Genomic DNA, 21,249 nt, shown 5'->3' with positions numbered 1-21,249 from the left:
ATGACCGACGCCGCGAACTCCTATTCCGACGCCGTAAGAGCCGACGGCTCCCTCATCGACACGCTGCGCGACGTACCCCGCCAGGTGCGGTTCGCATTGCGCATGCTTCTGAAATTACGGGCGGGATCGCTCGCCGTTCGTCTGACTGACGGGCGCGAGCTTGTGTTTCAGGGCGGCAAGCCCGGCCCGGACGCAAGGATCGAGCTCGCCAACTACGCCATCGTCCGGAAGGTCTTCGCGGGCGGCGATGTCGGGTTCGCGGAAAGCTATATGGACGGGGACTGGACGACCCCGGACCTTCCGGCGGTGCTCGCGGTGTTCTCCGCCAATCTCGACGAGATGCACTCGATCGTACAGGGCGGCCCGCTGACCCGGCTGTTTCACTGGATCTACCACAAGCTCAACGCCAACACGAAGGCGGGTGCGCGCAAGAATATCGAGGCCCATTACGACCTGGGCAACGATTTCTACGAACTCTGGCTCGATCCTTCAATGACCTACTCTTCGGCGCGTTTCAAAACCGCGACGCAGAGCCTCGAAGACGCCCAGCGCGAGAAATACGCTTCGCTGGCCCGGATGATCGACCTCAAACCCGAAAGCCATGCGCTGGAGATCGGCTGCGGCTGGGGCGGGTTCGCCGAATATGCGGCGAAAGAGGTCGGCGCGCGGGTGACCTGTCTCACCCTGTCGCCGAGCCAGCGCGACTACGCGCTCGAGCGGATCCAGAAGCATCAGCTCGGCGAAAAGGTCGACATCAAACTGCAGGACTATCGCGACGAAACCGGCCGGTACGACGCGGTGGCCTCGATCGAGATGTTCGAAGCGGTCGGGCAGGAATACTGGCCGAGCTTCTTCTCCAAGGTGCGCGAGACCCTCAAGCCCGGCGGCAAGGCGGGGCTTCAGATCATCACCATTCGCGACGATCTGTTCGAGACCTACGCCAGGCGCACCGACTTCATCCAGCGCTACATCTTCCCCGGCGGCGTGCTCCCGAGCGTGGAGAAGCTGCGCGAGCAGTTCGACCAGGCGAACCTCTCCTTCGAGAGCATGGAGGCGTTCGGCAAGGACTACGCGCGCACCCTGTCACGCTGGCTCGAACGCTTCCGTGACGCCTGGGGGGAGATCGCCCCGATGGGCTTCGACGAGCGCTTCAAGCGCATGTGGGAGTTCTACTTCGCCTATTGCGAAGCGGGCTTCGACACGGGCCGGATCGACGTGGCTCAGTTCGCGCTGAAGCGCGCGGACTGAGACCGCTCAGTTCAGCCCCAGCGTCAGTAACGGCGCGGCGCCGCCCGAGGCCGATTTCAGGCGGATGAGATAGTCCACCAGATTGAACGTGGTCTTGGAATTGAGATCCGCGTCGTCGATCCAGAACCAGTGGCCGCGATAGAAGACCGACACGAACGCAGAGTCGGGGCGCTCGCGGCCGCTATGCACCTTGAACGCGCCTGAGAGATAGGTCTCCCAGTCAGGCGTCGAAGGCGACAGCGGATAGGCGTTGGTGACGAGCCCCGCCTGCGCGTGCGCGGGCGGCACGTCGACGGCGTGAGAGAGCGCGTAGAGCGTGCCCAGGATCGACCGGGTCTGCACCGGCACGCCGGTCTCGCCGGTTTCGGAAACCGAGCGCAGCGGCACGCGGTCATCGACAATATCGACGCCGAGCTGGCTGGTCAGGGCGGGCGGGACGTCCACGCCGTCACCGAAGAAAACGAGCGAGGTGCGCTCCCCGTCGAAGATCAGCGACAGGGCTTCTTCGCGCTGCAGCGCCCTCACCTCTTCGGCGAAGGCGCGGAAGGCGGCGTTGTCGGGCACTTCGGCCGGTGTCGGGCCTGAGGCGCGTGGGGAATTCGAAAGCGCGCCCACCCGCTCCACGCAGCACAGCAGAATCCGCTCGATCGACCAGCCCGAACTGGCCAGCAGCGCCAGATCGGCCGTGGTGAGCGGGGTCAGGAGCGCAGTGGCGAACTCCGCGTCGTCCATCGGCGACATCGACACGACCGGCTTGCGCTCCGCGCTCGCCGTCGCGCCGAGCCCGACGCCAGACAGGGCGCGCCCTATAAAGGAGAGGTTCGTGGCCGCTTCCGCTTCGATCGAATAGGTCTGCGCATCCGAGACGTTCAGCACACGCATGAACTGGGAGGTGTCGCGGTAACGAAGCCGCACGAGATTGAGCAGGATCTGCTCGTTCCTGCTGTCGGCGATCGCCTGGTTGAAATCCGACACGGTGACCGAGGCGGTCTCCGCACCGTCCGGCAAGGTCAGGCAGCCGCTGAGAAGAAAAGCTGCTCCGACCGCTACAGTCAGCGGCTTGAGGAATTGCGTCGCCATTTGTGCCCCCCCGGACTCGATTCGGCGAACATCGTTTCAGACCACGCGCTGAATTCAACAAGTTTTCAGAAAAATTGTCTTCACCACGCGTGCTTTGTGGCGTTTTCCATCAGCACCCGGAACCGCATTGAATTTTCCGATGCGCGTACCGCTAATCGATCGGCTTGTCCCAGCCCGTCTGTTTGCGGACGATCCCGATATGCCAGCTGCGGGGGAGCGCGTAGATCGCCTTCAGCATCCAGGTGAAGCGCCGCGGAAAGGTCACTTCGAAACGGCTGGAGGTCATCCCGGAAAACATCCGGTTCGCCGCCTTTTCCGGGCTGATCATGAAGGGCTTGGGGAATTCGTTGTCGTCCTGGGCGGGCGTCTCCACGAAGCCCGGGGTCACGCACTGGACCAGCACGCCGTAGCGATGAAGTTCGATCCTCAGGCACTCGGCCATGTTCAGAAGCGCGGCCTTGGTCGCGCCATAGGCCGATGCGGTGGGCATGCCGCCGAACGCGGTGGCCGAGGACACGATGACGAGCTGACCGCCGCGACGCTCGACAAATCTGGGTACGATCGCGCTGACGCACGCCGCCGTACCGTTCAGATTGACGGTGAAGGTCTTGGCGTAGTCGGAAAAGTCCGGCGTCTCGGCGTTGATCGAGATGTAGATGCCTGCATTGAGCACCGCGCGGACGATCGGCCCGTGCTCAGCCTCGATCTTTTCAACGGCGGCCTTCACTGCGTCGGCGTCGGTGATGTCCAGCGGGACCGGAATGATCTGATCGGGCGCTTCGGCAGCGAGCGCCTGAAGCTTGTCCGCGCTGCGCGCCGAGATCGCGACCCGCCAGCCCTTCTTCACAAGCTTGCGTGTCAGCGCTTCGCCGATGCCGGAGCTGGCCCCTGTGACCCAGGCGATGCCGTCTTTCGGTTTGGCGGGGCGGGGCGAACCCATGGCGGCCTCCTTAGCCGGCGATGCCGATCTCTTTGAAAAACCGGCGCGAGTCCTCGCGAACGGCGGTCTTTTTCTCATCGCTCATCCGGTCGAGCGTCTTGTAGATCATGCCGAGGCGATGATTGCCGCGCAGCGTCTTCTCGTTCTCGATCAGGAAGTTCCAGTACAGGTAGTTGAACGGGCACGCCTTGTCGCCGTTCTTCTTGCTAACCGCATAGCTGCAATTCTTGCAGTGATCGCTCATCTTGTTGATGTAAGCCCCTGACGCGGCATAGGGCTTGGTCGCCATGATCCCGCCGTCGGCGTAAAGCGCCATGCCGTGGGTGTTCGGCACCTCCACCCATTCATACGCGTCGGCGTAAACGATCAGGTACCACGCGTTGACCTCGACCGGGTCGAGCCCGGCGATGAGCGCGAAATTGCCCGTCAGCATGAGCCGCTGGATGTGGTGCGCGTAGGCGTGCCGCCTGGTGGTCAGCACCGCGTCGCGCAGACAGGCCATCTTGGTCTCGCCGGTCCAGTAGAACTCCGGCAGCTTGCGCCTGGCGTCGAGGTGATTGCGCTTGAGGTAGTCGGGCATGAAGCGCCAGTAGATCCCGCGCACATACTCCCGCCAGCCCAGGATCTGGCGAATGAAGCCCTCGACCGCGTTGATCGGCGCGTCGCCGTCGCGATAGGCCTTCTCCGCCTTGCGGCACACCGTCATCGGATCGAGCAGGCCCGCGTTCATGTAAAGCGACAGGACGGAGTGAAAGAGGAAGGCTTCGCCGGTCTTCATCGCGTCCTGATAGTCCCCGAAGCAGGGCAGCCCCTCCTTGATGAACCAGTCGAGCTGGCGCTCGGCGTCCTTGGCGGTGACGGCGAACCAGAAGTCATCGAGATCGCCGAAATGCGCGCCGAACCGGTCGGCCACCGTTTCGAGCACGTCTTTCGTCGTCTCGTCCGGATCGATCCTCAGCCGCTCAGGCAGCGTGATGTCGTCAGGCAGGGAGTCCCGGTTGTCGTGGTCGAAATTCCACTTCCCGCCGGCGGGCTCGTCCCCGTCCATGAGGATGCCGGTCTCCTTGCGAAGCTCGCGGTAGAAATACTCCATGGTCAGGCGCTTACGGCCGTCCGCCCAGGCGTTGAACTGATCGAGCGTTGTGATGAAGCGGTCGTCGCGGCGGATCTCGGTCCTGACGCCCAGCCGGTGCTCCCAGCCGTCCATGGTCTTGCGCAAGCGGAACTCGCCGGGCTCGACGACGACCAGCCTGTCGAAATCGCCGTCCCTGAGAGCGCGCGCAAGTTCTTTCTCAAGCGTGCCGGCGTTGTCGGGGTCGTCGATCTTCGTATAGCGGACCTTGATCTGCCGGCCTTCAAGATCGGACGCGAAATGCCTCATCGCTGAAAAGAGATAGGCGATCTTCTTCTTGTGATGGCGCACATAGGTGGCCTCGCCGTCGACCTCGGCCATGAGCACGAGATCGCCCGCTTCGTAGTCGCGAAGCGAGGCGATGTTCGCGCTCAGCTGGTCGCCGAGAATGAGGCGCAGCGTCGCCATCACCCCGCCAGCGGATCGGCCCGGCGCACATAGCGCACGCTTTGGCCGCGCGCATCGAACGTGCAGCCGGCCCAGCGGCCGTTCTTATCGTAATACAGATCCACGACGAGCGAGCTCGAAAGGCGGTAGTGATCGACCGTGATCATCCCGCCGTCGCCCTCGATCTCGGTCTCGCCGAGATACTCGACGGTGACGTCCATCTCGGTGCCGAACTCGGTGTTCAGGATCGACGCGGTGTCTGCCGGATAGCCGTGCCAGTGCGAGGACGGCAGGATCGAGGCCGGGTATTCCGCCGTGAACGGCTCGCCTTCTTCGTAGCGTCCGTCGACGACCAGCTGACCGCCATCGAGCGAAGCGTCGACCTCATAGGTCTCGCCGTCCTTCAGCGTGCGGGCGCTCAGGCCCACCAGATCGCCGTCGCGCCAGCGCTCGGTGTTGTCGTGCTCATAACGGAAGACGGTGATCGGCCCCAGGCCTGCGCGAAGCCGGATGCTGGTCTCCGCGATCAGATCGCCGCCGTCATCGCGGAACCGCACGGAGTGACTGCCAAAATCGGTGTCGCCCTGACGGTAGACGTCGAAGACGATTTCCTCGCCGGCTTGCGGGCGGGGCGCGGGGTCCTGGGCGTAGGCGGTTCCGGTGAGAACCAGTGCGCCGAGGGCGCAGAGCATGCGGGACATGGGTGTCATCCTTTCGTTCTGACGCGCGAGCGTCCGCCGTCGATGGTGAAGACCTGGCCGGTGATCCAGCCTGCGTCTTCCGACAGCAGGAACGCTGCAAGGGAGGCTGCGTCTTCTGGCGCGCCGATCCGTTCGAGCGCGTGCATTTTTCCAAGGCTCTCGCGCATTTTGTCCGACGAGAGCAGAGGCTGGGCGATGCCCGTATCCAGAATGCTCGGCGCGACCGCGTTGATCCGCGCTTTCGGCGCCCATTCGGCCGCCACAGCGCGCGTCAGCCCTTCGACGGCGCCCTTGGCCATCGAAATCGCGGCGTGACTGACGAAGCCCTGCGACACCGCTACGGTAGAGAACAGCACCGCAGCGCCGCCAGATTTCTTAAGGTGCGGATCGGCGCAGCGCAGCGCTTCAGCGGCTGACACCGCGTTAAGTTCGAAGCTCTTGCGCAGGGTGTCGCGGTTCGACCGGCGCAGCGGCGCGAGATCGATCGAGCCGACGCAGAAGGCGAGGCCGGACAGGCCGTCCTCGCTCGCCGCCTCCTCGACGGCCGCTTCGATCTGCTCGGTGTCGAGCGCGTCGCAGGTCGTACACCGGGCACCGAGTTCATCGGCGAGCGCGCGCAGCTTTTCTTCATCGCGACCGGTGAGGAACAGTGTTTCGCCGGACGCAGACAGCCGTCTGGCGAGCGCTTCACCCACGCCGCCGGTGGCTCCGAAAATCAGGGTGGTCATGAACGATCCGTTCGGTTGCGAAGAGGGCCCGCCCTCACTGCATCAGCCGGCCGCCCATCAGCCTGTCGGCGGCGGCGAGGACGGGATCGGTGGGCCTGAGCGCGCCGAGTTCGACGACAAAGCACACGCAGGTCTCGGGATCCTCGACCCGCGGCCGGTGCGCCGCGCCCGGTCCGGCGACGCAGACATCGCCGCGGCCATAGCGCCGGGCGCCGTCGGTGAACGCGCCTGAGATCACGAGGGTCAGCTCGTCGCCTTCGTGATCGTGCTCCGGAGCGCCCTTGCCCGAGGGAATGGATAGAAGGCGCGCGTGCACGCCCGGCTCTTTCAGCGAATCCAGTACGATCTCGCTGTAGCCGCCGAGCTTGCGCTTCCAGCGCGGATTGCGGCAGGCGGCGAGCGCTCGGGTCAGCGGACAGGGAAACTGGGAGAACCCGGTTTCGGGCTCGACCGGTTCGGGTTCGCCGAGCCGGGACATGACTGCGTCCAGCGCACCGGGACGCAGGGCGGCGCGCGGCGCGGCCTCCAGCATTGCACCGAACGCGCTTTCCGCCGCGCCGAGCGTGCGCCCGGCCTCGGAATTGAGCGCGCCATGGCAGGCGGCCAGCACCCGGACGGCGGCGGGCACCGCGCCGGACGCTGCGTCGAGCAGCCAGCCGTCATGTAGTCGGGTGTGAGGCGTATCGTTGTTCATGGTCAGGTTTACGCTGGCAAAGACATATCGGATCACGAGACTGCGAGCAGAACTTCGCGCTGATTGCAGGCGTGGGCTCCAGACCCTAGCTTGCGCCGGTAAAAACAGGGAGCCCCGCCATGGCCGAAACCGCTCGCAGCGTCGTCGATCTCATTGGAAACACGCCTCTTCTGCGTTTGAACAAGGTGTCCGACGAGACTGGCTGCGAGATTCTGGGCAAGGCGGAATTCCTCAATCCCGGCGGGTCGGTGAAAGACCGCGCCGCGCTCGGCATCATCCGGGACGCCGAGGCCCGTGGCGCGCTAAAGCCCGGCGGGACGATCGTGGAGGGCACGGCGGGCAATACCGGGATCGGTCTCGCCATGGTCGGCAAGGCGCTCGGCTACAAGGTCGTGATCGTGTTTCCGCGGACCCAGTCGAAGGAAAAGGCGGACGCCATCCGCCTGATGGGGGCCGAGCTGATCCTGGTCGACGCGGTCCCGTATTCGAACCCGAACCATTACGCGCGCTATTCGGGCCGCCTGGCCGAGGAGCTGGCGGCCAGCGAGCCGAACGGTGCGATCTGGGCGAACCAGTTCGACAACACCGCCAACCGCAAGGCGCACGCCGAGACCACCGGTCCCGAAATCTGGGAGCAGACCGGCGGGAAAATCGACGCTTTCGTCGCGGCGGTCGGGTCCGGCGGGACGATCGCGGGCGTCTCGGATGCGCTGAAGGCGCGGTCGAAGGATGTGAAGATCGCCCTCGCCGATCCCGGCGGCGCGGCGCTCTACGGCTATTACGCGCACGGCGAGCTCAAGGCCGAGGGGAACTCGATCACCGAGGGGATCGGCCAGAGCCGGATCACGGCTAATCTCGAAGGCGCGGCGATCGACGAAGCCTTCCGCGTCCCCGACGAAGAGGCGCTCGGGATCCTTTACGACCTCGTGATGGAGGAAGGGCTGTGCCTGGGCGGCTCGGCCGGGATCAATATCGCAGGCGCGGTGCGCATGGCGCGAAAGCTCGGCCCGGGCCACACGATCGTGACGATCCTGTGTGATCACGGCCAGCGCTATCAGTCCAAGCTCTACAATCCCGACTTCCTGCGCGAGAAAGGCCTGCCGGTTCCGCCCTGGCTCGCCTAGCGGAAGGGCGGCGCGTAGAGGAGCCCGCCTTCGTCCCACTGCGCGTTGAGCCCCCGGCGCAGGCCGAGACCATCCGTGCCCAGATGGCGCTCGAAGATCTCGCCGTAATTGCCGCGCGCGGTGACCGCGTCGAGCGCGAAATCGCCCCGCAGATAGAGCGCTTCGCCGATCGCGCCTTCAGCGCCGAGCAACCTGCGGATTTCCGGACTGCGTGCGGTTCCGGCGAGCTCGGCGGCGTTTTCGGCCGTCACACCGTATTCCTCAGCGGCGATGAGCGCGTTGAGCACCCAGCGCGCCGCCTCGGCGAAGCGGGGATCGCCCGAGGCGACGACCGGCCCGAGCGGCTCCTTTGAAATGATGTCGGGCAGGATCACATGGCCCTCGGGCTCAGCGAGGCTCGCCCGCGCCCCGGCCAGCGCGGAAATGTCGGAGGTGAACGCATCGCACCGGCCGGCCTGATAGGCCTCGACGCCTTCGCTGGTCGTCGAGACGAGCACGCGCTCGAACGTCAGGCCGTGGGTGGCGGCGTAATCGGTGAGGTTCAGCATCGAGGTCGTCGCCGGCTGTACGCAGATTCGCGCCCCGTCGAGCTCGCGCGCGCTCGCCACGCCCAGATCGGCCGGTGCGAGAAAGCCCTGCCCGTCGAAATAATAGGTGCCGGCGAACGACACCGGCAGGCCGGCGTCGCGCGCGAAGGTCCAGCTGGTGTTGCGCAAAAGGATGTCCGCCCGGCCGTCGAGCAGCGCCTCGAACCGCTCTTCGGTGGTCAGCGGCACGAACCGCACCCGGCGCGGATCGCCGAGGAACGCGGCGGCGTAGGCGCGGCACAGATCGATCTCGAAGCCTGACCAGCGGCCCTGATCATCACGTTCCGCGAAGCCCGGAAGGCCTGTATCGACGCCGCAGAGCAATGTTCCGCGATCGCGGATTTCAGTCAGCGTGGCCCCGGCGCGTTCAGCGTCCGATTGCGCTGCGGCGAAGCCGAGCGCGAAGGCCGCCGCCGCCCGCGCGAGGCGGCGCGGTGCGAAAGCGTCGAGAAACGAGGTTGGCGTCACCGGTCCGGCCGTCCTAAATCGCTCGGGAGCGAGGCCAGATGTAACGACCAGGAAGGCGGCTTGTCGACATGAAACGCGAGACGCGACTCATCCATTCAGGCCGGCCGGCCCAAAACCCCGAGCTGGTGAACCCGCCGGTTCAGCGCGCCTCGACCGTCCTCGCGCCATCCACGGACGAGCTCTACAGCCCGACCCCGCCGCGCCGGCATTACGGTCGCGGCGGGCTCGCGCCCAACGCGGAGCTGCGCGAGGCGATCGCCGGTCTGTACGGCGCCGACCACGTCGCCCTCGCCCCGTCAGGCCTCGCCTCGGTCGCGCATGCGATCCGCACCGCGATCGACGCCCCCGGCGAGGCGCTGATCAGCGACAGCGTCTATGGCCCCGTGCGCCGCTTCTGCGACCATGAGCTTCCCCGTCTCGGCGTCACGCCGCGCTATTACGATCCGAAGATCGGCGCGCGCATCGAGACCCTTATCGGCGAGAAAACCCGCCTCATCCTGCTCGAATCTCCCGGCTCGCTGACATTCGAGGTTCAGGACGTCCCGGCGATCACCCGGGCGGCGAAGGCCGCCGGGGTGAAGACGGTCATCGACGACACCTGGAGCGCGGGGATCCTGATGAACCCGCTAGAGCTGGGCGTCGATTTCGCCGCCCAGGCGCTGACGAAATATGTCGGCGGGCATTCCGACTTTCTGATGGGCGCGGTCGCGGCACGCGGCGAAAACGCCGAGGCGCTGAATGAGCGCGAGTCGCTTTACGGCCTGCATGTCTCCCCGGACGACGCTTTCCTCGCCCTGCGGGGCCTCAGGACGCTTGCGCTCCGCATCGAACGGTCGGGCGCGAACGGCGTCGTTCTGGCGCGCAGGCTGCGCAACCACCCGAAGATCGCGCGCGTGCTTCATCCGGCGCTCGAGGATTCCCCCGACCACCTTCTCTACCAGCGTCAGTTCACCGGCGCGTCGGGCTGCTTTTCGGTCGTTCTCGACGGGATAGATGCGCGGGGCGGCGAACTCTTCGCCGAAAGCCTGAAGCTTTTCGGCATCGGGTTTTCCTGGGGCGGGTTTGAAAGCCTCGTCCTGCCCTGCGACCGCCAGATCAAGCGCACCGCCGTTCCGTGGAAAGCCGAAGGCGCGCTCGTTCGCTTCTCCGTCGGCCTCGAACACGTCGAAGACCTCTGGGCGGACCTGGAGCAGGGGCTGGCGCAGCTTTAGCCCTGGGCTCTTAAAATCGAAACGCGCGCCGCCCGGATCGCCGGGAAAAACCCGCCGAACGCGCCCACGATCAAGGCCAGCGTAACGCCGGCGATCACTGCGGCGGGCGTCACGGCGAACGAGAACACGATCTGGGTGAACCCGCCGCCCAGCGTAGAGGCGGACACACCGTCGAACACCAGATAGGTGGCGGCCGCTCCCACGATCCCGCCGATCAGCGCGAGCAGAAGCGACTCCGCCATCGTCCCGACAAAGGCGGGAAAGCCTGCGAAACCTATGGCGCGTAAGGTCGCAATCTCACGCGTCCGGGCGTCGACCGAGGCGTACATCGCGTTCCACGCGCCCGCCAACGCGCCGACCGCCATCACGATGGCGAGCGGCCAGCCCAGAAACATCAGCAGATCGGACGTGCCGCCCGCGCTAGCGGCGAAAAATTCACGCTCGCTGGAGGCTTCGACATCCAGGCGCGGTTCGTTTTCCAAATATGCCTTCAGACGGTCGAGCGCTGCGGGATCCTCGAGGCGGGCTCTGACCGACTGCACCGCCCCGGTCCTCTGGTAGAGGTTCTGGATGGTGCCGAGGTCAGCCCAGACTTCGGAATCGAACACCGAGCCTCCGGTTGAGAAGACCCCGACGACCCGCCATTCATTCGCGCCGAGCCGGATCGTTTCGCCGAGATCGAAGCCTGCGAACTCTCGGATGACGCCCTCGCCGACAACGAGTTCGTTCGACCCCGGAGCAAACATTCTCCCCTCGGTGAGCGTGAACCCGTCGCGAAGGGCCGCCGCGTTTTCGCCGACCCCGCGCAGAGGCAGGTTCGCGTCAGTGCCGGTGGCTCGCTTGCGGCCGTCGGCGATAACATAAAGCTCCGCGGACAGGACCGGATCTCCCGCCGCATCCGTTGCAATGCCGGGGGCGACTTCGATCAGGCGAACGGAGTCACGACCGAGCCCGGAGTTCAGCTCGGCCTGTGCGCCTGAGCTCAGGATGACCGCGACGTCGTCAGAGCCCGTACCGTTCACCGTCGCGCGGAACCCGTTGGCCATCGCGAGAAAGCCCAGAAGGACCCCGACGACGAGCGCGACCGACAGCACGGTGGCGAGCGACATGCCCCATCGCTGTGGAATGGAGCGCAGATTAATCATCGTGACTGCGCCGATCTGCTTGAGCATCGCCCTAATCCTTCGAGAGACCGTCTACGATGTTCAGACGCATGGCGTTGACCGCCGGGAGCAGTCCGGTCACGACGCCGAACAGCACCATCAGCCCGACGGCCTGCACCGCGATGTCGGAAGTCATCCGGAAACCCGGCAGGAACCCGGCAAGCGCGCCGCCGACAGCGGTGACCATTCCAGCAGCGAGCCCCAGCCCCAGCAGACCGCCCAGAAGGCTCAGCAAGACGGACTCGCTCAGAACATGGGTGAATATGCGCGGCGGCGAGAAGCCGAGCGTTTTCATGACCGCCACCTCTTTGGTGCGTTCGTTGATGGCCATCACCATCGTCGTGCCGACGATCATCAGGATGGTGGCGAACGCGGCGCCGATGACCAGGGTGAGGATGAGTCCGATATTGCCGACCTGCTCTAGGAAGGCCTGACCGAACGCGGCCTCGGTCGCGGTCTCGGTCTCGGCGGGCGAGTTCGCGAACTGCGCATCGATGGCCTGCGCCACAGCATCGTTACGCGCCGGGTCCCCGGTGGTCAGGATCATCCAGCCGATCCGGTCGCGATTGAAGGCGAGCGCCTCGTTGAAGTATTCGTAATGAAAAATCAGATAGTTGGCCGGCACATCTTCATCTTCCGCATCAAAGATCGCGCAGATTTCGAGGTCCCAGGCGCGCGCGCCGTCCTGCTGGCTCCAGATGTTCGAACTGAGCGGGATCTGCTCGCCCACGCTCCAGCCGTACTGACCGGCGAGATCGGCGCCGAGCGCCATGCAGTCGCGCTGATTGAGGAGCGTGTCGCGGTCGCCGGCGGTGATCACCAGCTCGCCATAGACCGCGAGATAGCTTTCCATTTCGACGGCGAAGGCCTGAATGACGTTCCGCGGGTCCTGATAATAGCCGCCGAACCAGTTGGCGTGGGTGACATGCTCGACCCCTTCGATCCCCGCGACCCGGCTGTAATACGCATACGGCATGTCGAGCGTGAAATTGATTGCGTTCAGGGTCACCAGCCGGTCCGCGGCGGCCGTCTCGACGCCGGCATTCAGCGCGCGGGAGAACGCCCCCAGCACGGCGAAGATCAGGAATGCGGTCATGATCGACAGAACGAGCAGGATCGCCCGCGTCTTTTTCCGGAAAAGACTTTTGCGGATCAGCGTGGCGTCGTTCATGCCGGTACGGCCTTGCCTTCGAGGAAGCGCCCCTTGTCCAGATGCAACTCTCGCCGGGCGTACTTCGCCGCCGAGGGGTCGTGCGTGACCATCACGATGGTCTTGCCGAGCTCGTCGTTCAGAAGCTGCAAAGTCTCGAGCACTTCGTCCGCAGTCGCACGATCGAGATCGCCTGTCGGTTCGTCGCAGAGCAGCACTTTCGGGTCGGCGACGATCGCTCTTGCGATCGCGACGCGTTGCTGCTGACCGCCCGACATCTGGCGCGGACGATGGCGGGCCCGGTCGCCGAGCTTGACGATCTCCAGAGCCGTGGCGACACGGCGCTTGCGCTCTTTGCCGGAGAGCTTGGTCAGAAGCAGCGGCAGCTCGACATTCTGCGCCGCGGTCAAAGTCGGCATAAGATTGTAGAACTGGAAGATGAACCCGACATTCGCCGCGCGCCACTTCGCCAGTCTGGACTGAGCGAGATTATCGATCCGGGCCCCTTCGAACAGTACCTCGCCCGAACTCGGCCGATCGATGCCGCCGAGCTGATTGAGCAACGTAGTCTTACCCGAGCCGGACGGTCCCATGATCGCGATGAAATCGCCACTCGCGATCGTCATGGTGAGATCGGAGAAGATGGTGATGCTCTCCTTGCCGCGCGTGTAGCGCTTGGAGAGATTGTTCAGCTGGTAGAGCGCTTCGGTCATGCCTGGTTCTTCCCGTCTCTCTCGCTTCATCCCCTAGGCCGCAAACGCCTTCATACTCACTCGCCTTCAAGGAAGGTGACCCGCGCCGCCATGTCCGGCAGGACCCGCGTGTCGCGTTCGAGCAGCGTCACCCGGACCTGAATCGTCGCGCGCGCACGATCGGCGGTCGGGATGATCGCCTCCACGCGGGCGGGAATGCGCCAGTCGGGGTAGGCGTCGAGCACCGCCTCGACCGGTTGGCCGGCAGAGACACGCTGGATTTGCCCCTCGTTCACATCGACCTCTAGTTCGAGACTGCTCATGTCGACGAGCGTCGCGATGCCGGTCCGAGTGAAGCCGCCGCCTGCAGACACCGGCGACAGGATTTCTCCGACCTGGGCGTTCTTCGCGATCACCACGCCGGCGAACGGGGCCCGCACCACATGGCGATCGACGAAGTCGACCTGGCTGGCGAGCCGAACACGGGCGGCGGCCGCGTCGGCACGGGCCGCCGCGATCTGGCTTACGAGCGAGTCGCGCTGCGCCTGAAGCGCAGTGACCGAGGCTTCTGATGCGAATCCGGAGCCCACCAGCCGCTGTGCGCGATCAAGCTGTACCTGCGCCTCGTCGAGCTGAGCGGATAAAGACCGGACACGGGCGTCTGCGGACCTGGCCTGGGCCTCGAAGAGATCGAGGTCGAGCCGGGCGCGTTCGTCATCGAGCCGGGCGAGCACGTCGCCAGCCTCGACAACCGCGCCCTCTTCGATCAGCACTTCTCGGATCCTGCCGGTGATCTCGGCCGACACCGTCGCCTGGCGGCGTGCGACGACATAACCCGACGCCACGAGGCCTGAAGCGCGCGGCTCGGCACGGGTCGCGACAGCCGGCTCCGCAGGCGACTCGCGCGCTTCTCTCGGCTCGGCCGCCGGCCGGGCGATCTGACTAGTGGTGGAGGCCTCTGGCTGCTGAGTTTGCAGATAGACCCATGCACCGCCGGCGCCGAGCCCGGCGGTGACCAAGCTCGTGACGATCAGACCCAGCCAGCCTGGACCCGACCGGCCTCCGGCGTCGTCCTCTCGATCGATAGCTAGAGAATGTAGCGCGCGCGTGCGCTCGTCGGTCATCGTCGTCCCCTAGGTTATATCCCGAGTAAACGGCGAGCCGGTCCGGCTCGCTAGTGCCAAATGTCATCAGGCTGGAAAATTTCGGCCATGTAGGTTCGCAAGGGCGATCGCCCGCCCGCACCCCGGCTTCAAGCCGGGGGAGGACCGACCGAACGGCCGCGAGGAAGGACAGCAATCATGGCGCCCCCGGCAGGACTCGAACCTGCAACCATCCGCTTAGAAGGCGGGCGCTCTATCCGGTTGAGCTACGGAGGCTTTCGCCCGCCGCCCCGTCGCTAGTGCGACCAGGGCTCGCGGCGGGTGAAGGAGAAATTGTCCGAATAGGACTTGATCCGGCGCGGGGTCTCGCGCGCTTCGACGACCTGGAAGGCGATGCCGTGCTTGCGGGCGTACTCGACCGCCTGTCCCTTGGTGTCGAAGTTGAGCTTGACCTGGCTGGTGGTGTCGGTGGTCGAGGCCCAGCCCATCAGCGGATCGGGGCGCTTGGCGGCCTTGGGCTCGAACTGCAGCACCCACTGCTTGGTTTTGGCGCGGCCCGACTGCATGGCGGTTTTCGACGGGCGGTAGATCTTCGCGAACATCACTCACCTTCCTCGCCGGCGGGGCCGGGAAACTGGTCGGGGCGGCCGGATTCGAACCAGCGACCCTCTGCTCCCAAAGCAGATGCGCTACCAGGCTGCGCTACGCCCCGGCGTTGTTTCAAAGCGGGTTTAGGCCGCCCGCGCGCGGCTGGCAAGCGATGCTAGCCCTCTTCGGGCAGCGGCTCGGCGCCGGGCTCTTCGGCGGGCTCTTCACCGGCTTCTGCGGCGGGCGTTTCAGCCGGCGTTTCCGTCGCCGGTTCAGCGGCCTCGACATTGCCGAACCAGCGATGGCGCACGACGTCGCCAGGATCGATGCCGAGCTCGACGGACCGGCCGCCATTGATTTCCAGCACAGCGAGCACCGGCACGTCAGACGAGATCGAGCGGCGCGAGAACGGAACCGCACCCACAGCGACCTTCGCGATCGTGCCGTCGGCCCGGATGTAGATGAGGTCGAGCGGCAGCGGCGTGTTGGCCATCCAGATCGAGACCGGCTGCTCGACCTGGAAGTCGAACAGCATGCCTGCGTCAGCCGCCAGCTCCTCACGCCACATCATCCCGCGCTGGCGGGCTTCAGGCGTTTCGGCGAGTTCCACCGTCAGGGTGACGGTTTCCCCCTCCCCGGTCTCGATCACGAGCGGGTCGGGTCCGCCGTACTGAACGACCGCGTCAGGGGCGGTTGGATCGACGAAGCCTTGCGCAGCGGCGCAAGCGGTGAAACCGAAGCCTGAAGCCAGGGCGGCGAGAAGAAGAGTGAGGCGCGCTTTGATCATGGACGCGAACCTAGCTCCGCCCGCGCCGCCGGGCAATCGGCGCCCGCGCCGACAGGCGGCACGGGGCTGCGATTTTTCAGCGCGCGCGGCGCGAAACCGCTTGCGGCGGAGCGCGGCTGCGGCTTCTTTCGCCGCAAAACAGATCAAGGAGCCCTCCCCATGCGCATCGACAAGATCGCCATCGGCGAAAATCCGCCTGAAGACGTCAACGTGATCGTCGAGGTTCCCGTCGGCGGCCAGCCGGTGAAGTACGAACTCGACAAGGAGGCCGGCACGGTCTTCGTCGACCGCTTCCTGCACACCCCGATGCGCTATCCGTGCAATTACGGCTTCATCCCCCACACCCTGTCCGACGACGGCGATCCGATCGACGTGATGGTGCTGGGCCAGACCGAGCTGATCCCCGGCTGCGTGGTTCGCGCCCGTCCGATCGGGGTGCTCCTGATGGAAGACGAAAGCGGCCAGGACGAGAAAATCCTCGCCGCGCCGCACCACAAGCTGTCGCCGTTCTACGACAACATCGCGGACTACACCGACGTGCACGAGGCCCAGCTCGCGCGCATCACGCACTTCTTCGAGCACTACAAGGACCTCGAACCGCGCAAATGGGTGAAGGTCGAAGGCTGGTACGGGGCCGAGCGCGCCCGCCAGCTGATCGTCGAGGCGATCGAGCGCGCCAGGGCCTGAACACGGCCCGGTCACACCTTGGGGAAAATTCGTCCGCCGCTCGGCCTCGCCAGTTGACCTTTGGTTAACGATCCATGACCCTGACGCTCAGGGGAATTGGGAAATGCGAGGGGACCGGCGTATGAGCGTGACGATTCGCTCCAGCGCGATTGGCGGCGCCGTACTGCTCCTGACCGCTTTGGCGGTTCAGTGGCCGTTCGGCGGCGGGTCCTCTTCAAGCGGCGGGTTTGATCGGTATTGCGGCCGGAGCGATCCGGCCGCCTGCGCCTGTTTCGAACAGGTGATGCAATCGCATCTGCTCGGCGCGGAATATGACGACTTCCTCGCGATCGTGCGCGACACCGAAGCCGATCGCGATCCGCGAAGCAGCCGGCGCTACGAATGGCTCGATCGCCCGCTCGACGAAGACGAGGCGATCCAGAACGTCTGCCGGTACGCGTCGCGCGCGTGCAATTTCGACGCCTGCGACGGACGCGATCACGGACCCGAGGCTTTCCTGGACGACGAGGACGATGACGGCTGGCCGCCGATCTCGAACCCGACCGGCGGCGGAAGCGACACCTGGCGCGACTCCCGGCGTTTTCCGGCGCAACCGCCTGCGGTGACGCCCGAACAGCGCGCCACCGACCGCATCCGGCTGGCGCGCGAATACGCCGCCGGCGCGCGGTACTGGCTTCTGATCGGCGACGCCGAACTGGCCAGCGAAGCGATCAGCAGCACCTCGGCCGCTGCGGCTCAGAGCGAATCGGTCAGCATTTTCCGGTTTCCGGGCATCACGCGTTCACCGGGCGAGGACCTCACGCCGCGCGACCGGGCTTTACGCGCCTGGCGCAACGCGGTGGCCTGGTCGGAGGTGTTCGGCGCGCAGGCCGGCATCCTCGCTCAGCGCCGCATCCAGGGTCACAGCGTGCAGTGCCCCACAACGGTCGCGTCGCTGCGCCGGATCGCCCTGCCCCAGAGCAACGTCTCGAACGAGGCGATCAGTCTGAGGGTCCGCCAGGCGGCGCTCTCGGCGCTCGGCTATTACAACGGGACCATCGACGGCGAGTACGGACCGGCGACCAGCGACGCGGTCCGCGCGCTGCAGCGCGAGTTCGGATACGACGAAACAGGGACGCTGACGCCAGACCAGACCTCCCAGCTGGTCTGTCACGCCGCCCAAACCGCCCGCGACCCCGCAATGCAGAACGTGCTCGGGATCATGCATGCGACCGGGCTCGGCGTGGAGCAGAACACCGATCTCGCGCTGGAGTGGTTCCAGATCGCCGCCCAGCGCGGCGATCCGGACGCGAACTTCAATCTCGCGCTCATCTTCGGCACCCAGGCCGTGCTGGGCAGCTACCGGCTCTGCGCGGTGGTGGAAAATCACGACCGCGCCTGGGCCTATCTTCGTGAAGCCCAGGCGCTCGGCCATCCGCTTTCAGCGCGGCTGCGCGAGATCGGATCGCGCGCCGGCCCTGACGCAAAAGCGCGATGGGACCGGATCCGCGAAGAGCTCGGCGACGCGCTGAGCGACGATCCCGACGGCGGAGGCCTTGCCGGGCTCGACCAGTACACAGGCGACAGCATTGCGAGCGGGTGCATCACCGCTCCTAACGAACAGTGAAACGAGGCGCATCATGAAACCCGCAATCCTCGCCATCAGCGCCGCCGCTCTCGCCCTTGCGGCTTGCGTCGAGACCGGACCGCCCCTGCCGCCGAACCCCGGCCCGGTCGGACCGCTTCCGCCGTCCGTCGCCGCAAGCGACGCCGCCGCGATCGACATCGCCGAACGGGTCTGCGAGATCAGCTCCCTGCGTGAGGAACGCGACAGCCGGATCGAGATCGCCCGCAGCCTCGTCTACGGCTATCAGGGCGAGCCTGACAGCACCTACGAGGCCGACGAACGCCGCCTGACCCAGATGCCGCCCGCCGCGCCGCAAAGCGAGCTGACCGGGCTTCTGCGCACGTTCGAATTCGACCTCGACGCCGCCTACCGCTTCGCCGCCCAGAGCTGCCGCAGCTATGCGATGTGCATGCAGGTGCGCGGCTATGACGAAGGCGCGTGCTCGGCCACCCGGGCGACCTGGGACAGCGCCCAACAGCGCTTCATGGACGCCTCCCAGGGCCTGGGCGAGCTGCGGGCGGCGATGGTCGAGGACGCGACGCCCTCGCGCCGGCCCGCAGGACCGTCGGCCCAGACCGACACCTGCCGCAGCTCCATCGGCTCGATCTTCTCGGCGCGCACCTGCAACTAGCGGCGCGGCTCGGCGATCGTCTCCACGTCGATCGTCGCCTCGCCCTGCTGGCAGAAGCTCACATCGACGGTTTCGCCGGTGATCTCGACGTATTCGCCTTCGGTGAAGCGCACGTCGTCGCTGGTCATCGCATAGAGATCGCCGTCAGGCGTGGTCAGCGTCCAGCATTCCACGCCGCGCCGCACACGGCCCTCCAGCGCCACCTCGCGATCGCCGCGCCAGCGGCGCTCGTCGTCGTCCCAGTCGTCGTCACGTGGCGGAGAGGCCTCTTCGATGAGCCCGACATCGAGCGTGAATCGCCCGTCCTGGCAGTATGAATAGCCGGCGCGCCGGCCTTCGACGCGCACATATTCGCCGGCGGTGAAGCTGACATCGTCGCTGGTCAGGGCGTACTCCGCGCCGTTCTCGGCCTGAAGCGTATAGCACTCGGCGCCTTCGCGGACCCGGCCGGTGAATTCATAAAGCGGGCCGGGATCGTCGCCGGTGCGGCCGGTCACGTCGAACACGTCCGATTTCAAGGTCAGCCCGCGATCGGTGTCGATCACGAAGATGAAGTTGTCGCCCGGATCTGCGTAGTCGGGCGTTTCGACCGTTGCGGTGAGCTCGCCGTCCTCGTTCACCTGAGCCTGATCGATGGCGCGCCATTCGCTGGCCTGCGGACCTGCGCCGATGGTCACCCAGTCGCCGGGCCGCAGGTTATAGGCCTGAAGCGTCACCTCGGTGTCCGGCCCGCCCTGCCTGGGCGAGATGGAAAACCCCGCCTGCCGGTTGCGGCGGCCGGGAATGTCGAGGATTTCGCCCACCGGAAGGGCGTCGGCGTCGATGTCGGTGTTCGCCGCCAGAAGCTCGAATAGAGAGACGCCGACCCGTTCTGCGATCGTGTAGGGCGTATCGCCTCGGCGGACCCGGTACTGCCCGCCGGTCTGGCGCGGATCGGGTTCGGCGTCGCGGTCGGCGCGCGGCTCAAGCCGGATCACCTCGCCGACGTTCAGCGCGCGGGGATCGAGCCGCGGATTGAGATCCATGATCTGGTTCAGTGACGTCCGGCACTGCTGGGCGATCTGATACAGGGTGTCGCCATACTCCACGGCGTAGCGAGAACCGCAGGACGACTGCGCTGAAGCGGGCGCTGCAAACGTGCAAAGCGCGGCACCGGCGGCGCCCGCGGCGAGACAGGAACGAAGAAGCATCACAGACCTCGGTCGATCGCGCCCCGCCGTAGCGTGAACGCCGCCGCCCCCGCCCTTCGTTCCGATCGGTGACGCCCGGATTCGCCTCGCACTGCGATCAAGGGGCGCCGTCACGGTTTCAATCGCAACAAGGATCGGTTTATCCTGACAGCTAGACTAGGGCTCCTGTCGCATCGAGCGTATTTTTGCGGTCCCTTGACGATATGATCGAACGCCAGCGCGTGCTGGCCGACTTCGGCGAATACGCTCTGCGCTCGGACGATCTCTATGACGTTCTGACCGAGGCCTGCCGCCTGGTGTCCCGCAGCCTCGGCACGCCCATGTCCAAGGTCGTCGAGATCGAGAACGGCGACGGCACGGCGCGTGTCGTGGCCGGCGTGGGCTGGCCTGACCAGGTGGTCGGGCGCGCGACGATGCGTCTGTCGGAACGGTCTTCGGAGACCTTCGCGATCGCCAGTGGCGAACCTCTGATCACCCGGGATATCCGCAAAGAGACCCGTTTCGAGTTTCCCGAGTTCATGCGGAACGCCGGGGTCGTCGCACTGGTCAACGTGCCGATCTTCCTGCCCGGCGGTCGGGCTTTCGGCCTGTTGCAGGTCGACGACCGCGAGCCCCGCGAATTCGACCGCGTCGATATCGAATTTCTGAGGACCTACGGCTCCATTCTGGGTCCCGTGATCGATCGGCTGCACAAGCTGCATTCGCTGAAGCAGGCCATGCAGCGCAACGAAACGCTGATGAGCGAGCTGCAGCACCGGGTGAAGAACAATCTCGCCACCATGGCGGCGCTGGCGCGGATCCGGCAGCGCCGCACCGACAACGAAACCGCCCGGCTCGAGCTCGGTTATGTGGCCGACCGGCTGGACACGCTTCATCTCGTGCACGCGCGGCTGCATGAGAGCGAGGACGGGGACAGGCTCGACCTTGCGTCCTATCTCACGAGCCTGGTCGACAATCTTCTGGAAATGAACCGCGACCGCTTCCCGGACGTACGCTGCGAGGTTCAGACCGACCCGGTCACCTCTTCGTCCGAGCTGGCCACCCCGCTCGGGCTGATCGTCAACGAGTTCATCACCAACAGCTTCAAATACGCCTTCACCGGCAGGAGCGGATGCGTCCGCCTGCGATTGTCGAGGATCGACGCCGACAGCGTGCGTCTGGAACTCAGCGATGACGGACCGGGGTTCGACGCCGCCGACCGCAAGGCGGGCCGTCCTGGCGGCGGCATGACCCTGATCGACGGCCTGTCCGAACAGATCGGCGCAAGTGCGCGCTGGAACGGGGCGGACGGCGGCGCGCGCCTGACGCTGGAATTCAGGGCGCGTTGAGCCGGCCGCGTCCCACATAAGGCG

21 protein-coding genes and 2 tRNA genes are annotated in these 21,249 nt (G+C 66.0%); 7 read left to right on the top strand and 16 right to left on the bottom strand.

What is annotated here, in order from left to right:
- Positions 1–1,248 carry a cyclopropane-fatty-acyl-phospholipid synthase family protein gene (locus ABL308_12290; GenBank protein ID XBQ15723.1) on the top strand — a complete coding sequence of 416 codons (1,248 nt, stop codon included), beginning with the start codon at positions 1–3 and terminating at the stop codon, positions 1,246–1,248.
- Between the two features lie 6 nt (positions 1,249–1,254).
- On the opposite strand, the gene ABL308_12285 is transcribed toward ABL308_12290, so the two are convergent.
- From ABL308_12285 to ABL308_12260, 6 genes are all read right to left on the bottom strand, one after another.
- Positions 1,255–2,328: a hypothetical protein gene (locus ABL308_12285; protein XBQ15722.1), complete on the bottom strand. Its 1,074-nt coding sequence runs from the start codon at positions 2,326–2,328 to the stop codon at positions 1,255–1,257.
- A 151-nt stretch (positions 2,329–2,479) separates the two neighbouring features.
- Entirely contained in the window at positions 2,480–3,268 is a 789-nt protein-coding gene (locus ABL308_12280; protein XBQ15721.1) for an SDR family NAD(P)-dependent oxidoreductase, read from the bottom strand.
- 10 nt (positions 3,269–3,278) lie between these two features.
- Positions 3,279–4,808 (bottom strand): cryptochrome/photolyase family protein, encoded by a 1,530-nt coding sequence (locus ABL308_12275; GenBank protein ID XBQ15720.1) that lies wholly within the window; start codon positions 4,806–4,808, stop codon positions 3,279–3,281.
- A complete protein-coding gene (locus ABL308_12270; protein ID XBQ15719.1) occupies positions 4,808–5,488 on the bottom strand; it encodes a DUF6134 family protein in 681 nt (226 codons plus the stop codon). Before ABL308_12270 ends, ABL308_12275 begins: the two co-directional genes overlap by 1 nt.
- A 5-nt stretch (positions 5,489–5,493) precedes the next feature.
- A complete protein-coding gene (locus ABL308_12265; GenBank protein XBQ15718.1) occupies positions 5,494–6,216 on the bottom strand; it encodes an SDR family oxidoreductase in 723 nt (240 codons plus the stop codon).
- 34 nt (positions 6,217–6,250) lie between these two features.
- Complete coding sequence (locus ABL308_12260) at positions 6,251–6,910, bottom strand: cupin domain-containing protein (GenBank protein ID XBQ15717.1); 660 nt, start codon at positions 6,908–6,910, stop codon at positions 6,251–6,253.
- 119 nt (positions 6,911–7,029) lie between these two features.
- Here ABL308_12260 and ABL308_12255 point away from each other — a divergent pair, with 119 nt between their 5' ends.
- The gene (locus ABL308_12255) at positions 7,030–8,034 is read left to right on the top strand and encodes a cysteine synthase A (protein ID XBQ15716.1); all 1,005 of its coding nucleotides are present in this window, start codon (positions 7,030–7,032) and stop codon (positions 8,032–8,034) included.
- Here ABL308_12255 and ABL308_12250 read toward each other — a convergent pair.
- Positions 8,031–9,089, bottom strand: a complete 1,059-nt coding sequence (locus tag ABL308_12250) for an amino acid ABC transporter substrate-binding protein (GenBank protein ID XBQ15715.1) — start codon at positions 9,087–9,089, stop codon at positions 8,031–8,033. The genes ABL308_12255 and ABL308_12250 overlap by 4 nt on opposite strands.
- A gap of 68 nt (positions 9,090–9,157) precedes the next feature.
- On the opposite strand from ABL308_12250, the gene metC reads away from it, so the two are divergent.
- The gene (gene metC / locus ABL308_12245; GenBank protein XBQ15714.1) at positions 9,158–10,300 is read left to right on the top strand and encodes a cystathionine beta-lyase; all 1,143 of its coding nucleotides are present in this window, start codon (positions 9,158–9,160) and stop codon (positions 10,298–10,300) included.
- On the opposite strand, the gene ABL308_12240 is transcribed toward metC, so the two are convergent.
- From ABL308_12240 to ABL308_12205, 8 genes are all read right to left on the bottom strand, one after another.
- Positions 10,297–11,472 carry an ABC transporter permease gene (locus tag ABL308_12240; protein ID XBQ15713.1) on the bottom strand — a complete coding sequence of 392 codons (1,176 nt, stop codon included), beginning with the start codon at positions 11,470–11,472 and terminating at the stop codon, positions 10,297–10,299. The genes metC and ABL308_12240 overlap by 4 nt on opposite strands.
- Before the next feature lie 4 nt (positions 11,473–11,476).
- Positions 11,477–12,634 carry an ABC transporter permease gene (locus ABL308_12235; protein XBQ15712.1) on the bottom strand — a complete coding sequence of 386 codons (1,158 nt, stop codon included), beginning with the start codon at positions 12,632–12,634 and terminating at the stop codon, positions 11,477–11,479.
- A complete protein-coding gene (locus ABL308_12230; GenBank protein ID XBQ15711.1) occupies positions 12,631–13,326 on the bottom strand; it encodes an ABC transporter ATP-binding protein in 696 nt (231 codons plus the stop codon). The genes ABL308_12235 and ABL308_12230 overlap by 4 nt, the downstream gene beginning before the upstream one ends.
- 56 nt (positions 13,327–13,382) lie before the next feature.
- On the bottom strand, positions 13,383–14,429 hold the full coding sequence (locus ABL308_12225) for an efflux RND transporter periplasmic adaptor subunit (GenBank protein ID XBQ15710.1): 1,047 nt from the start codon (positions 14,427–14,429) through the stop codon (positions 13,383–13,385).
- 178 nt (positions 14,430–14,607) lie between these two features.
- A tRNA-Arg gene (locus ABL308_12220) sits at positions 14,608–14,684 on the bottom strand.
- 20 nt (positions 14,685–14,704) lie between these two features.
- Positions 14,705–15,010 carry an ETC complex I subunit gene (locus ABL308_12215; protein XBQ15709.1) on the bottom strand — a complete coding sequence of 102 codons (306 nt, stop codon included), beginning with the start codon at positions 15,008–15,010 and terminating at the stop codon, positions 14,705–14,707.
- Positions 15,011–15,043: 33 nt separating this feature from the next.
- Positions 15,044–15,120, bottom strand: a tRNA-Pro gene (locus ABL308_12210).
- A 51-nt stretch (positions 15,121–15,171) separates the two neighbouring features.
- Entirely contained in the window at positions 15,172–15,783 is a 612-nt protein-coding gene (locus ABL308_12205) for a DUF192 domain-containing protein (protein ID XBQ15708.1), read from the bottom strand.
- 159 nt (positions 15,784–15,942) lie between these two features.
- Here ABL308_12205 and ppa point away from each other — a divergent pair, with 159 nt between their 5' ends.
- From ppa to ABL308_12190, 3 genes are all read left to right on the top strand, one after another.
- Entirely contained in the window at positions 15,943–16,470 is a 528-nt protein-coding gene (gene ppa / locus ABL308_12200; GenBank protein XBQ15707.1) for an inorganic diphosphatase, read from the top strand.
- 121 nt (positions 16,471–16,591) lie between these two features.
- The gene (locus tag ABL308_12195) at positions 16,592–18,076 is read left to right on the top strand and encodes a peptidoglycan-binding protein (GenBank protein XBQ15706.1); all 1,485 of its coding nucleotides are present in this window, start codon (positions 16,592–16,594) and stop codon (positions 18,074–18,076) included.
- Between the two features lie 13 nt (positions 18,077–18,089).
- Positions 18,090–18,707 carry a hypothetical protein gene (locus tag ABL308_12190; GenBank protein XBQ15705.1) on the top strand — a complete coding sequence of 206 codons (618 nt, stop codon included), beginning with the start codon at positions 18,090–18,092 and terminating at the stop codon, positions 18,705–18,707.
- On the opposite strand, the gene ABL308_12185 is transcribed toward ABL308_12190, so the two are convergent.
- Positions 18,704–19,897 (bottom strand): DUF5818 domain-containing protein, encoded by a 1,194-nt coding sequence (locus ABL308_12185; GenBank protein ID XBQ15704.1) that lies wholly within the window; start codon positions 19,895–19,897, stop codon positions 18,704–18,706. The two genes, ABL308_12190 and ABL308_12185, sit on opposite strands and share 4 nt — an antisense overlap.
- A 203-nt stretch (positions 19,898–20,100) precedes the next feature.
- Here ABL308_12185 and ABL308_12180 point away from each other — a divergent pair, with 203 nt between their 5' ends.
- Positions 20,101–21,225 (top strand): histidine kinase dimerization/phosphoacceptor domain -containing protein, encoded by a 1,125-nt coding sequence (locus ABL308_12180; protein XBQ15703.1) that lies wholly within the window; start codon positions 20,101–20,103, stop codon positions 21,223–21,225.
- The last annotated feature ends 24 nt before the right edge of the window (positions 21,226–21,249 follow it).

The sequence above is a fragment of the Oceanicaulis sp. genome (genome assembly GCA_040112665.1).
Classification (GTDB): Bacteria; Pseudomonadota; Alphaproteobacteria; order Caulobacterales; family Maricaulaceae; genus Oceanicaulis.
The sequence above is the reverse complement of the archived record's forward strand: the minus strand, read 5'-3'. Positions and strand labels throughout refer to the sequence as shown.

Excerpts from the sequence above, each read along its gene's own strand:
- ABL308_12290 (XBQ15723.1), top strand. The coding sequence starts at position 1 with ATGACCGACGCCGCGAACTCCTATTCCGACGCCGTAAGAGCCGACGGC.
- ABL308_12285 (XBQ15722.1), bottom strand. The coding sequence starts at position 2,328 with ATGGCGACGCAATTCCTCAAGCCGCTGACTGTAGCGGTCGGAGCAGCT.
- ABL308_12280 (XBQ15721.1), bottom strand. The coding sequence starts at position 3,268 with ATGGGTTCGCCCCGCCCCGCCAAACCGAAAGACGGCATCGCCTGGGTC.
- ABL308_12275 (XBQ15720.1), bottom strand. The coding sequence starts at position 4,808 with ATGGCGACGCTGCGCCTCATTCTCGGCGACCAGCTGAGCGCGAACATC.
- ABL308_12270 (XBQ15719.1), bottom strand. The coding sequence starts at position 5,488 with ATGTCCCGCATGCTCTGCGCCCTCGGCGCACTGGTTCTCACCGGAACC.
- ABL308_12265 (XBQ15718.1), bottom strand. The coding sequence starts at position 6,216 with ATGACCACCCTGATTTTCGGAGCCACCGGCGGCGTGGGTGAAGCGCTC.
- ABL308_12260 (XBQ15717.1), bottom strand. The coding sequence starts at position 6,910 with ATGAACAACGATACGCCTCACACCCGACTACATGACGGCTGGCTGCTC.
- ABL308_12255 (XBQ15716.1), top strand. The coding sequence starts at position 7,030 with ATGGCCGAAACCGCTCGCAGCGTCGTCGATCTCATTGGAAACACGCCT.
- metC (XBQ15714.1), top strand. The coding sequence starts at position 9,158 with ATGAAACGCGAGACGCGACTCATCCATTCAGGCCGGCCGGCCCAAAAC.
- ABL308_12240 (XBQ15713.1), bottom strand. The coding sequence starts at position 11,472 with ATGCTCAAGCAGATCGGCGCAGTCACGATGATTAATCTGCGCTCCATT.
- ABL308_12235 (XBQ15712.1), bottom strand. The coding sequence starts at position 12,634 with ATGAACGACGCCACGCTGATCCGCAAAAGTCTTTTCCGGAAAAAGACG.
- ABL308_12230 (XBQ15711.1), bottom strand. The coding sequence starts at position 13,326 with ATGACCGAAGCGCTCTACCAGCTGAACAATCTCTCCAAGCGCTACACG.
- ABL308_12225 (XBQ15710.1), bottom strand. The coding sequence starts at position 14,429 with ATGACCGACGAGCGCACGCGCGCGCTACATTCTCTAGCTATCGATCGA.
- ABL308_12215 (XBQ15709.1), bottom strand. The coding sequence starts at position 15,010 with ATGTTCGCGAAGATCTACCGCCCGTCGAAAACCGCCATGCAGTCGGGC.
- ABL308_12205 (XBQ15708.1), bottom strand. The coding sequence starts at position 15,783 with ATGATCAAAGCGCGCCTCACTCTTCTTCTCGCCGCCCTGGCTTCAGGC.
- ppa (XBQ15707.1), top strand. The coding sequence starts at position 15,943 with ATGCGCATCGACAAGATCGCCATCGGCGAAAATCCGCCTGAAGACGTC.
- ABL308_12195 (XBQ15706.1), top strand. The coding sequence starts at position 16,592 with ATGAGCGTGACGATTCGCTCCAGCGCGATTGGCGGCGCCGTACTGCTC.
- ABL308_12190 (XBQ15705.1), top strand. The coding sequence starts at position 18,090 with ATGAAACCCGCAATCCTCGCCATCAGCGCCGCCGCTCTCGCCCTTGCG.
- ABL308_12185 (XBQ15704.1), bottom strand. The coding sequence starts at position 19,897 with ATGCTTCTTCGTTCCTGTCTCGCCGCGGGCGCCGCCGGTGCCGCGCTT.
- ABL308_12180 (XBQ15703.1), top strand. The coding sequence starts at position 20,101 with ATGATCGAACGCCAGCGCGTGCTGGCCGACTTCGGCGAATACGCTCTG.